At 49.5% G+C, this 12,563-nt stretch carries 7 protein-coding genes; 1 reads left to right on the forward strand and 6 read right to left on the reverse strand.

The features are described from left to right. Positions 1-5: 5 nt before the first annotated feature. The 4 genes from B5M42_RS11850 to B5M42_RS11865 are packed head-to-tail and all read right to left on the reverse strand — an operon-like array spanning position 6 to position 4,903. Positions 6-1,130 (reverse strand): polysaccharide pyruvyl transferase family protein, encoded by a 1,125-nt coding sequence (locus B5M42_RS11850; RefSeq protein WP_167689755.1) that lies wholly within the window; start codon positions 1,128-1,130, stop codon positions 6-8. A 19-nt stretch (positions 1,131-1,149) separates the two neighbouring features. After that, entirely contained in the window at positions 1,150-2,385 is a 1,236-nt protein-coding gene (locus tag B5M42_RS11855) for an ABC transporter ATP-binding protein (protein ID WP_167689753.1), read from the reverse strand. An 11-nt stretch (positions 2,386-2,396) separates the two neighbouring features. Beyond that, positions 2,397-3,206: an ABC transporter permease gene (locus tag B5M42_RS11860; RefSeq protein WP_134751373.1), complete on the reverse strand. Its 810-nt coding sequence runs from the start codon at positions 3,204-3,206 to the stop codon at positions 2,397-2,399. A gap of 23 nt (positions 3,207-3,229) precedes the next feature. After that, the gene (locus B5M42_RS11865) at positions 3,230-4,903 is read right to left on the reverse strand and encodes a DUF6044 family protein (RefSeq protein ID WP_329959305.1); all 1,674 of its coding nucleotides are present in this window, start codon (positions 4,901-4,903) and stop codon (positions 3,230-3,232) included. A gap of 174 nt (positions 4,904-5,077) precedes the next feature. Between B5M42_RS11865 and B5M42_RS11870 the strand changes: the two genes are divergently transcribed. Beyond that, complete coding sequence (locus B5M42_RS11870) at positions 5,078-7,525, forward strand: O-antigen ligase family protein (RefSeq protein WP_167689751.1); 2,448 nt, start codon at positions 5,078-5,080, stop codon at positions 7,523-7,525. Positions 7,526-7,639: 114 nt separating this feature from the next. On the opposite strand, the gene B5M42_RS11875 is transcribed toward B5M42_RS11870, so the two are convergent. Then, complete coding sequence (locus tag B5M42_RS11875) at positions 7,640-10,543, reverse strand: discoidin domain-containing protein (protein WP_134751367.1); 2,904 nt, start codon at positions 10,541-10,543, stop codon at positions 7,640-7,642. Between the two features lie 384 nt (positions 10,544-10,927). After that, a complete protein-coding gene (locus tag B5M42_RS11880) occupies positions 10,928-12,562 on the reverse strand; it encodes a GTP-binding protein (protein WP_134751365.1) in 1,635 nt (544 codons plus the stop codon). Position 12,563 lies beyond the last annotated feature (1 nt).

A 12,563-nucleotide genomic window follows, 5' to 3' on the forward strand; every position in this document is an offset into this window, starting at 1 on the left:
TTCCTCTATTTTCTCAAAATGTCGACATTCAACCGTGCTTTATCATACAAACTTCTGGCGTGGCGGAGCATTTGTTGACGCAAATCGAAATTGTTTTCGATCATCCGCTCCAAGCTTTGTACAATTTCGTTTTTTTGTTCCTTTAAGCGATAAAAGCTATACACGGGCCAATCCCAGTCCAATAACTGAAAATCCCCCTCCATCTTTCGGGTATTCGCCGTCAGTCCGAGCAGCGGACAGCCTGCTATTGCAGCCAGACAGGAACCGTGATGCCGGCCGCTTAAATGAACTAACGCTTTACTTGCCAGCAGCATGTAATCCTGATACGTAAACTTCGCGTAGAAAATTCCTTCTTCTACATCGTAACCCCGCAGAAAATCGTCACCGCCGACATCCGCCAGCATAACTTGTACGCCTAAATGATCGCGAATGCTGGTAATCAGCTCTTTAAAATCTTCCCTCGACCAGGAACCGTACCATTTTTCATAAATAGGATGATTTAATGACGAGCCTCCAATAATAATAAACTTGTCATCAAAGCGAAATCCCAACGGCAAGCGATTGGCAAATTGGGAGGGCATGTCTGTAAATTTGAATACAGCATCGGCTCCAAGCTGTACATGGTCGATCCCTGCAGTTTCAAGCTCTGCCTTGGTAAGCGGCTCACGTGCTACGATGCCATCCAGTTGGACGTAAACAACCTTTGCCATTGCTTGAATCAGCGACAAGTCGGCCGTATGGTTGACCATATAGACGCGTTTGCCGAGATATTTTTTGGCCAGGTAAGCAAGAAATAATTGATACCGGCATTTTACGACATCTTTGTAAATCGAGCCCTCTCCATTGATCAGTACAATGTCGCATTGCCTGATTTTGTCCAACTCAAAACGGAACGCCGTATCCTGATTGAGCACTTGCAGACACTTTTCGTCCAGCTCGTGCTCCGAATGGGGAAGCAAGCCGATAATTTCGGAGCGCTCAGTATGAAACAGCTTGATCACTCCGCTTACGCGGTATTGCGGCAAACGTTCTTCCATCAATTCATACATAGCTTGCGTTGTCGCCTTGCACCCCAGGTTGAAATCATCATACGTATCATTAATAAAAAGAATATTTTTAACGGCGTTCATGCTGCCCCTTCTTTCCTCGTCATTGATCCGGATTGACATCCCATGCAGCAGGGATGAAGTATACGGTTTTCTGCTCCATCGGTCCGTAAGCAATTTTTAAGGTTCTCATTTCAAAACAAATAGTCCGGTTCACTGCAAAAATGATTTTGGAATTCTTGTCCCAAATCGAGATGCCAAACAAATATTTCCCGGTATTTAGTTGAATGTTCTTCAAGCAAAGCTGAATTGTTTTCAAACCCCTCACATGACCTTGAGCCTCAAGTTGATCCTCGTAGCTGCTTTTGGCCAACGCCACAGGTACCCCCTCGTCTGTATGAATCAAAACGCTGTAGATCGGTTCTTCAATCCCGTGATGGGCCCGGTAGACCATCTCAAAGTGTAAATCCTCATCCGTATAAAACAAGCTGCGTTCTTTCCCGTTCCGGTCCTGAAGCTTGACGGATACGATCTCCACTTCATCTGATTGTTTCACAACCATATGCTTGTTTCCGTCCTTGACGAACGCTGTCTGCATGTTTTCTTTCTCTGTCATCATCGCCACGTATGAAGAAATTACTTTCTTGGCTTCGCCGGATTCGGCAATTCGTCCGTTCTGTATCCACACGACTGAATTGCAGAACTCCCCGATTGCATGCATGTCATGGGAACAGAACAGGATTGTCTTACCCGAACGTTTGAGTGCATCGATTTTCTCCAAACACTTCTTTTGAAACTTCATGTCGCCAACGCTTAACGCTTCGTCAACAATGAGAATATCGGGGTCCACATTAATTGAAACTGCGAATGCTAGACGGACAAACATCCCGCTTGAATACGTCTTGACAGGCTGGTACAAGAAGTCACCGATATCGGCAAACTCAATGATCGCCGGAAGCCGTTCCTCCATCTGGCTTTTGGTGAAACCCATAATGGCCCCGTTCAAATACACATTCTCAAGGCCCGAGTATTCCGGATTAAACCCGCCCCCCAATTCCAGCAAAGCAGAAACTTTCCCTTCCAGCTGGATGGTGCCTGAAGTGGGCGTCAGCGTTCCCGCAATAATTTTCAACAGCGTCGATTTACCAGATCCGTTCTTCCCAATGATGCCCACAGTTTCACCTTTACGCACTTCAAAATCGACATGCTCCAACGCGCGAAATTCTTTATGAAGCTTGCGACCGAAGGAAAACACCTCTTTTAGACGATCTGAAGGCTTGTCATACAGCTTGTAAGCTTTAGTTATATTTTCAATTCGGATAGCGATGTCACCGCTCATGGCCAATCCCCCTAAATCACATCGGCGAAGTGAGGCTTCAATTTTTTAAACAATACGATGCCGATCAACATAAGTACCGCAGTGATTAGCCAGAATACACAGGTTTGCTGCATGTCCTGCCAAAACCATCGATGATATATCAACGAGTCGCGGTAGCCTTTCGTTATATAATATACAGGATTAAATGTATATAAAAAATGAAACTTTTGCGGTACCGTCTCCAGTGAGTAAAAGATCGGCGTAAGCCAGAAGCCGAACTGAATAAGCATGGCTACGATTTGCCCTACATCTTTTAGGAAAATGACAAGCGTCGAAGTAATCCAGGACAAGCTCATTAGCAACACAAACAAAGCAAACAGATAATAAATCAATTGGAAATCATACACATCCGGGTAGTAACCGTACAACGCGAACATCGCAATCAAGAAGACAATAAAAAACAGATGAACAAAAAAAGCTGAAATAATCTTGATCAGCGGCAGCATGCTGACGCGAAACACCACCTTTTTCACTAAATAACTGTTTTCCGAAATGGAGTATGTAGCGGTCTGCAGCCCGTCAGAGAAAAAAAACCAAGGGATCATCGCCCCGCACAACCAGAGAATAAAAGGGAAGTTATCGATAGGCGTTGATTTGAAGCCAACCTGAAAGATAAACCAGAAAATAAGAATGGAAATGGTTGGCTGGAGAAATGCCCACACAATACCGAAATAGTTGCCGGCATATTTGCTTCGGAAATCTTTGCGAGCCAGATCGAAAATCAAGCGCCTGACACGAAACAAATCGATAAAAAATTGACACAATTCCCTTACCTTGCTCATTGAAACGTCCTCCTGTCTTGCCCTTACATAACTTGATACAAAAATATACGCCACGGAGAATCCGTTTCTTCGAAAACGCGCTGCAACTGTAAGCCGTTGGCTGGCGCGTTTTCGATAAAGGCCGTCGACAGGATGTAGTCGGCCTTCATCTCTTTCAGCTTGTCCAGCCGCAGTTCCAGATTGTGAATGACGGCATTCTCTTTTTTATCAAAATAAAACTTACGACCGGGGAGCTCGTTGATAAAAATGTAACAGCGATTGCCCCACTTATCGAAATAAGTTTTTAAATCTTCATTTTTATCCAATTCTTTCTCTATTATTTCTCTGAAGCGATGCTTGTAGTTCAAATCATAATTCGTCAGATATCCATCAAGCGTATACATACCGTTATATTGAGGAATGCTGGGCCAAAGTCCGATACTCAGCACTCTGTAGTCAGAGGGATCTTTACCTATGTAAGCTTTAATCGAATCGAACAGTTTGACCGAATAATACTCTTGGAATGAATATACATTGTTTTTGGCACTAGCAGCGTTCGCTTGGCCAATTACCAGTAGCTGCGCAACGATTAGCAGGGCGGCTGCATAACTGCCGCTAGGCCGGAATTGCGTAATTGCCCGCAGCGAGAGCGCAAACAGCGAGTACCATAGCAGAGGGTCCAGCCAATGAAATCTGGAAAAATTAGCCGTTTTCAACAGCTCAATATGCTCGCGAAGTCCTGCCCATCCCCAATAGCTCCAAAAGCCGTACCACATCGATATGATAAAAATCAGCGCCAACAGCGCAACCTGCAGAATCAGTTGCTTCTTGTACGTTCTATATTGCAGCGCCGATACTATAATCCCCAAGATGATGGCCCCCAGCATGATGGGCTTATGAAATGTATAAACGTGGAATTGCCCGTTAAGAAAATTATCCCAGCCGTTATGCAATGATTGCGTAAAGCTCATGGTGGATATTTCTTTTTCAATCCGGTGCGTAGGAAAACGGTCAATAAAGGTGGACAAAAGCAGCCTGTATTCGACCAGCACATATACAAAGGACATCAAGCAAATCGCTGCAAAAAAAGGCTTATTTACTCGTTTATTTGTCACCAAGTCATAACCAAATAATCCGAGCATCAAGGCCAAAAAGAAGGAAAATCCCAAAACTAACGATGAGTAAAAAGGTATGGCGGCGAGAATTAGCCAGTCGCGCCTTCTGTTGTTTCCATTGCGGATATGCAAAAAGGCGTATAAGGCTAGCGGCTGAGCAGCAACTGTAGCCCCGACTGAAGATAAAAATGGCAGCAGCGCGAACAATACCGCAATCCCCGCAGACAACCAGCGGCTCCGTATATTAAAATGACCGGAAAGCAACAGGTACATGCCGATCAACGCGATCATGTGAACGAAAATTTCGTTGACGGCATAAGCCCAGTAGCTGTCCAAGGCATATTCTAGCAGCAATTGTAAGTTGAACTCGGAACCCAGCGAGTTTCTTGGTACACCATCCAGCATATTGGGTATTACAGCATGCAAGGAGCCGAACCATTGCCCGCTCTCCACGAGGATTTTATTGATCGGAAGATTGTAGTCCAGATTGTCGAGAATCGGGACATGATAACCGGGTCCCTGAATGAGCATAGGAGCCTGAAACAGCAATACCAGTATCCCTGCCAGCCAAAGCGCCTTGTGATACCTGACTCCGGTAAAAATACGTCTCTCCCCCTAAACTTATCGTTTTCTTTACCTATTGTATAGGATTCGTCGGCATCTGTCTAAAATCTGCATATTCTTGGAGAAAATCGTCTTCCAAAATGAAGAATTGGAATACCATCCAGCTATATGATAAAATATTGTCGTATTTTAGGGAAGGAAGGTCTCAAATTTATGTATAAACAACAAAAAAAAGCACCACTTGAGCAATCGTCATTTTTATTTTGGTTGCTGGTTTGTCTGACAACGATTCTGCTGGTCTGGTCGCCCTTTCAAAAGGCACTCTTTAACGGAAATTCCTTCTCTTTCGAGCGGCCGATCTTTATCACGCTCCTAATGTCTTCGCTGGCGCTGCTGGCCGTGTCGATTCAATTCTTCCTGAAATGGAACACGAGGACGATTCGCGATGCGCTCACCCTCTTCGGGCTGCTGATTCCGCTAACCTACCTGATCTCTATCTTTCCCGCAGCTTCCCATTATAATGCAATGACGATGTTACTCGCACAGATTATCTTCTTCACCTTCTTTTTACTCGGCTCGTACTTTGTCGCGACCAACAAGGGTTTGCATTTCGTGGCGGCACTTTTATGGATGACCGCGTATGCCATAGTGGTTTTTGGCATGATGAATTGGCTGGGGGGAGGAAAGCTGGCTGCCAAGCTGGTCGGCTGGTTCTCCAACTCGATTGAATCGGGGGTCTATCGCGATGCGGTGATGACCGATTCCAACGGACTCCGACTAACCTCGGTGTTCCAGTACGCAAACTCCTACGCCGCATTTCTGATTGCGTTTATGCTGTCAGCCTTGTATATGACGCTTATATCGCGGAAATGGCAGTGGACCTTTGTACATGCGTTCATGCTGGCTCCGATGATCGTCTCCTTCTTCTTAACTTTGTCTCGCGGAGCTATCGTGCTCATTCCTGCTATTGTGCTGATTATCCTGTTTTTCCTTCATATATATCGCCAACTTCTTTTCCTGTTGTATGCAGCCGTTGCATTCGCCGCATCGCTGCTTGTACTAGGTCCGATCACAAGCCGTGGTACTGACCTGCATACGCAATTCAGTTCTTCCGCCGCATGGTCGGGCTGGATGATCCTGCTGGCTGCTTCCCTGATCGTGGGGGCGATTGCCGTTGTCTCTCAACGCTATCTGGCCCCGTTGCTCGAACGGAAATTGCAAAATCTTCAGCAAAAGCGCTTCATGTTGTTTGTGGTTCCGGCAGGAGCGGTTATCGTCGCGGTGCTTGGTGCTATTTTGTTTATCGGCGACACGCCTGCTGCCAAGCTGTTGCCTGAAAACGTACGTAGCCGCTTGCAGACGATCAACTTTACACAAAACAGCGTTCTGGAACGCGGTACCTTTTATAAAGACGCAATTAAAGTTTTCAAAGATTATCCGGTTATCGGCGCTGGCGGTGGCGCTTGGTCAGCGCTTTACGAAAAGTATCAGAACAACCCCTATATCAGTCGTCAGGCGCACAACTTCTTGCTTCAGTATTTGACGGAAGTCGGATTAGTTGGCTTGCTTGTATTATTGATTTTCCTCGCATCCATTGTTTATTTGTATATCCGATGGCACTTCCAAAGATCCAAGGAAGACCGCCCGCACTTGCATTTTATTTTCTTTATTATTCTGATTTCCTTACTCGGCCACAGCTTGATTGACTTTGATCTCAGCTATTTATATCTGGAAATCTTGGTCTATATTTGCTTGGGTGCTTTGCTCGCCATAGCCGGCGATGTTCAGCTGAAACACAGTAGCTGGAATCGCGCTGCCGTCAATAAAACATTCGCCGCTGTGCTCGCAGTAGTGTCGGTAGTCGTATTGATCGTCTCCGCCCGAACACTTAGCGCTGAGAATGCCTACAACGAATTCCAACAGGTACGGCAGAGCAGCAATAATTATTCCGATATCATCAAGCCGCTGGACCGGGCACTTGATTTGTCGGCTTCCAATCCGACGTATACGTTACAAAAAGTAGCCATTTTATTCAGCGTGTACAATCAATCGAAAGATGAAAATTTCTATACTCAAGCGACGCAACTCGTCGATCAGCGTCTCCGGCAGGAGCCACATAACCGCCAACTGGTCGATCAAAAGCTTTCTCTTTACAAGATGAAACAAGACTATAAAGGCGCATTGGATTTCATCTCATCGGAGATGGTAAACTTTCCTTGGGACATTAGCGTATATGAGGAAAGTATGTCGCTGAAGGCTCAATTGGGCAATGCCGCAAGAATTGCCAACAACACACAGGAAACTGATCGATATTGGAACGGGGCTTTAGCCGACTACAATCAGATACAGGAACGGATTCAATCGCTAGAATCGCTGCCTGAAGGGCAGCAGCAAGGCCATCCATTTGCAATTACCAACAAGATCGCGCTGTCTTTGGCTCAAATCCAATATTTAAAACAAGATTACTCGGCAGCGTCATCAACCTTACAGCCGTATATGGACGTACAAAACTTCAAAGACGCGACAAATAAATCCGTCATTCGCTGGTACGTGGCCTCTATGAAGAAGCAAGGACTGGACGTGGCGCAGCTTTATAACAATCTCGTTGCCAGTGATCCTAATGAAGTAGTCGAGGTTCAAAAAATCATCGACAGCCGCTAAGTCTGTTACTTGGGACAAAACAAACAAACGAAAAGCTCCCCCCAGCCTCCGGTTGAACCAACCGAAACGCTGAGGGGAGCTTTATTCATGACGGCTCAAGTGCGGGCGCGTCTGTTATTGGTAAACATTCAGCTCGCGGACCGACCACCAGTTGGAAGCCGTTCCGGTTTGCACGACCTTGAGGTACCGCGCGGATTGCATTGTGAAATCGGCAGCGACAACCGGGCCGGTTCCCGTTCCGCTGGCCACCGCGCTGCCCCAATTTACGCCGTCGGCCGACACGTAAATCTCATAACCGCGCGCATAATCGTTGTTGCTGCCGGTGGAATCCATGACCACACGGTTAAAGGTGCGCGTCGCAGTCATGTCTACCACGATCGACTGGCCGGCAGCCATGTTTTTGCCTGTCGTCCAGCGGGTGCTCATGTCCGCGTCAAACAGGTAGCCCGGCGTGCCGTTGACCGGATTGGTCACCGCTGTCCAGCCCGTGCGCGCCAGCGCAGTCGGCTGCGTCGGCGTACCGCTTTGCCCGTAAACGTTCAGCTCGGCAATCGACCACCAATGCGAATCAGTACCGGTTTGCACGATTTTGATATAGCGGGCGGTCTTCGCAGCAAAGTTTGCGGTAATGACGGCACCGCTGCCGGAGCCGGAAGCTACGGCGCTGCCCCAGTTCACTCCGTCGCCGGACACATAAATCTCGTAGCCGCGCGCGTAGTCGTTGCTGGAATTCGTCGCGTCCATGACAACTTGGCTGAAGTTCTGAGCGCTGCCCATATCGATGGTCACGGATTGGCCGGCAGCCTGGGCTTTACCGGATGTCCAGCGCGTGGTCAAGCTGCCGTCAATCATGTTAGCCGGCGTGCTGTTGACCGGCGACGTCGTCAGCGTCCAGTTGGAGCGGTCAAGCGCCGTTAACGCGCCGGACGACGTGACGGCAGTTGCGGTATTGCTGGACGAAGAAGTATTGCCGGCCGCATCCTTGGCTACCACCGTATAGCTGTACGAGGTGGACGGTGTCAATCCGCTGTCTTGATAGGAAGTAGCAGCCGTTGTAGCAATCGGCGCGCCGTTGCGATAAATCACATATTGGCTGACGCCGACATTATCGGTAGAAGCGCTCCAGGCCAATTGAACGGCTGTGCTGGAGGCGGCTGTAGCCGTCAGGCCCGTAGGCGCAGTGGGCGGCACGGTATCGCCGGAAGGCGTGCCGCTGCCGGCAAACTCGGATACGGTTTGACGCATTGCTGTGCTTGGCGAATTGGCATAAACCGGGCTGCCCGTATTGTTGATGACATGCGAGATTTCGCTGCCGGTCATGCCGGACAGCCAGATCGTCGTCATGTGATGGATATTCACGCCCTGCACATCCGGAACCTCGATCGCGCTGTTCAGCTTGACCGCCGCATCGCGGAAGAAGCTGTACACGCCAACGCCCCATGCCTCGTGCGAGGTCACGTTATCCGCCACCTTGTAAGACGCATAGCCGTTCACCGTGTTGTTCTTGCTCATCCAGGACGCCTGATTCGGAACGTCGTACGGAATTTCGGATTGATAGAAATAGACACGTCCACCATTTCCGTTCCACAACGTCTGGTATTCTTGATGATGCTCGTTGAACAAGCCGTACATCGTCACATTGCCGCCGTTAACGACCAGTCCGTTCTTATCCGTATTGCTCGACCAGCCTGCGCCTGCACCGTGGTCCGCGCGCCAGATCCACAGATCGTCACCGATCACGTCATTGCTGTTGATCAGCAGCGACGTATCCGTCTTGCCGTTCACCGCACCGCCGACGCGGAACGATAAATCGTAGAGCGCTGTCGGATTCGTCGCATGGCTGGCTGCACTGCCCGCCGGTCCTACCTGCAGCAACGCCGGCGAGCCGTTCGCTCCGGCGTCAAAAATCAAACCGGCGATGCTGACCCCATCCACATCCGCAACCGAAATCACATTTTTCCCGGTATCCGGAATCAGTGTCGCAAAGCCCAGCCCCATGACGACCGTATTCGCATGCGTCACTTGAAGCGTATCACTGAGATGATAAATCCCCGGCGTGAAGATCAGGTTCTTTCCTTGGCTCAACTGGCTGTTCAGCGTTGCTGCCGATACGCCCGGCTGCGCAATGTAGAATTGACTGATCGGGATCGCTGTACCCGGCGTCGCGCCCGTTGCCCAGGTGACGCCCTTCTTGTTGGTCTGCAGCGATGGCACAAACACGTTAAAGTTGCCCGAATTGTCTGTATACAGATACGGCTTTTCGCGCATCACCGGCGTTTGGTCGACCACGGTATACGGCGGATTCGGGAAAGCACCGGACGGCGGCGTTTGGTCGCCGACGAACACCATATTCCATACGCCGTTGGCCCAGCTGCCGTATTTGCTGTTCCGCGAAATCCATTGCTGCTGCGACGCCGGCGTAATTTTTCCGTCCACGACAGTATCGGCATTGAAGCCGCCGCTCGCCCAGCCAGCGTTCCAGCCGTTATCAAAATCGAATAAAAACAGGTTGCCCTTGATATGCACCCGCCGCATAGGCGCCGCCTGGGAAACCGCCCACTGCGCGGTGCCGCTGGAGACGTGCGCCGAGCTGCTCGTCGGATTGACGCTGATATTCTCGATCGAACGCCAGAAGTTGAGCGTGGAGTTGGCATTGTCCCACTGTGCATCGGCATTGACGCCGCCGTTGATCGTCACATCGTCGGGATTCTGACCAAGACCGGCCACCTGGGTATAAAAGCCGACGCGAACCGTATTGCTGTAAGAGCCCGGTTTGAACAGCAGCGCCGTTCGCTGATTGCCGAATTGGCTGCTCTCCTGTGCGCTAAACACGCTGTTCGCGGTATTTTGAATATCTCCATAGGCCATAGACGAATCAAACACATACACATTGGGCCCAAAAATCGTGCTGTTCGCATTGCTGATCGGCGTTGCCGCCTGTGATACGCCGGCCGGAGCCGTCAGCAAGCTCACGGTCACGACCAACGTGGAAAGGGAAGTTAACGCTTTTTTTAACATGAATATTCCTCCTTAAATCTTTGGGATCAGTTTTTCCGGACATCACCTTGCCAGAAATCTTCGCATGCAAATGTGCATGTCGAAGCTTGTTGCCACGCTGTTCAGATCAACTCGTTCTGAGCAACACCTTCCTTTTTTTCAAAATAAAACGCTTACAACAACTCTGCTCACCTCTTTCCGTCAATTGTTATTGGGTTCCTTTCCATTCTTTAACATCGTCCGGCGATGTATTTTTATCCTAATAAAGTCCGGGCCCGATCATAAGAGAAAATCTTTACTGTTTTTAAAATATATTGACTTTCATAAAAAAAGCATCCCGGCATCATGAACAACCATGATACCGGGATACCGGAATGGAGCAATCCTTTTGTTATTATATGACTGCTAGTGGACCAAATGCTTCATCAAACGCTTCACTACGTCATGGGCCGCTTCATCCACCGAAGGCTTGTCCGGATCGATGGAAACCTCCACATACTCTTTGCCCAGAAGCTCCTGCGCGTGCTCGGATGTGGAGCCGGCCCATACCAGCGCGATCAATCCGGCATCGTTCAACAGCTTAGCCACCTCTGCGACGCGTTGCAGGGGCTCGCCTTGGCTGTTCTCAAGCAGCATGGTGTGATAGCCCGACGACACCAGATGCTTCTCCACTTCCTTGGCAATGGCGGCTGCATGCGGGGCCGAGCCGGTCAACCAGAAGGTCAGCGGCGTTTGTCCTTTTTGCTGGGCGCGAACATCGCGGGTGACTTCGGCATCCAGGCGAATCCGCTTGTCGGAGCTTTGCAGCGCATGCTCGATGACGCCACAAGCCGAGGTCATGTTGGTCACGCGGTCGATCAGAATGAATCCGCCGATGCTTTTGTTTTGCTCGAAGGAATCGAACACAATGTCATCCGATAAGGAGAACTCGCATTGCGCCAATTCATTTTTGACGACATGATCGGCTGCAACGGTTTTGCCCGTATTAATATCGATTTTATGCGTGATGGCTGTTACTGTACCGGGCAGAACCTTGGTTCCGACCTTGACCAGATAGTTTTTGCCGGGAGTCAGAACGGAATCGTCCATCCAGAGAATCGTGGCGCTGAAGCTGTCCGCTTCCTGAATGTGATCGTCCTTCGTAAATACGCAGCCCCGCGAAACGTCGACTTCACGATCCAACTGGATCGTCACCGGCTGTCCGGCATACGCCGAATCCCGATCCTGATCGGTCACCAGAATGCGTTTGACCTTCGCCTTTTCCCGGCTCGGCAGCGTCGTCAGCTCATCGCCCACCGCGATGCTTCCCGCCTCAATCTGGCCTTGAAAGCCACGGAACGTATGGTCAGGCCGGCATACACGCTGGATCGGCATCATAAATTGCTTCGTATTGTCGGTTTGATGAACATCGACCTGCTCCAAATACGGCAGCAAAGGCACGCCGTCATACCAAGGCGTATGGTCGGATTTTTTCGTAATGTTATCGCCTTCCGTCGCCGAAACCGGGATCACCTGGATGCTTTGAAAATGAAACTCCGAGCTCGTCCGCGCGAACTCTTCCTTGATTTCTTCAAAGCGCTTGGCATCAAAGCCGACCAAATCCATTTTGTTGACGGCCAATACGAGATGCTTGATGCCCATCAGCGCGCAAATCCGCGTATGGCGCTTGGTTTGGGTAATAATGCCTTTGGTGGCGTCGACGAGAATGACCGCCAGGTCGGCAAACGATGCGCCCACGGCCATGTTGCGCGTATATTCCTCATGCCCCGGCGTGTCCGCGACAATGAAGGAACGGCGCTCCGTCGTAAAATAACGGTACGCTACATCAATCGTAATCCCTTGCTCGCGCTCGGCCAGCAGGCCGTCAAGCAACAAGGAATAGTCGATTTTGCCGCCGCGGCTGCCCAGCCGGCTGTCCAGCTCCAGCGCCTTCTCCTGATCGGCGAATAAAAGCTTGGCATCATACAGCATATGTCCAATCAAGGTCGATTTTCCGTCGTCCACGCTTCCGCATGTAATAAATTTAAGCAGACTTTTCATT

Source organism: Paenibacillus athensensis (genome assembly GCF_004514475.2).
In the GTDB taxonomy this organism is placed as follows: Bacteria; Bacillota; Bacilli; order Paenibacillales; family NBRC-103111; genus Paenibacillus_AL; species Paenibacillus_AL athensensis.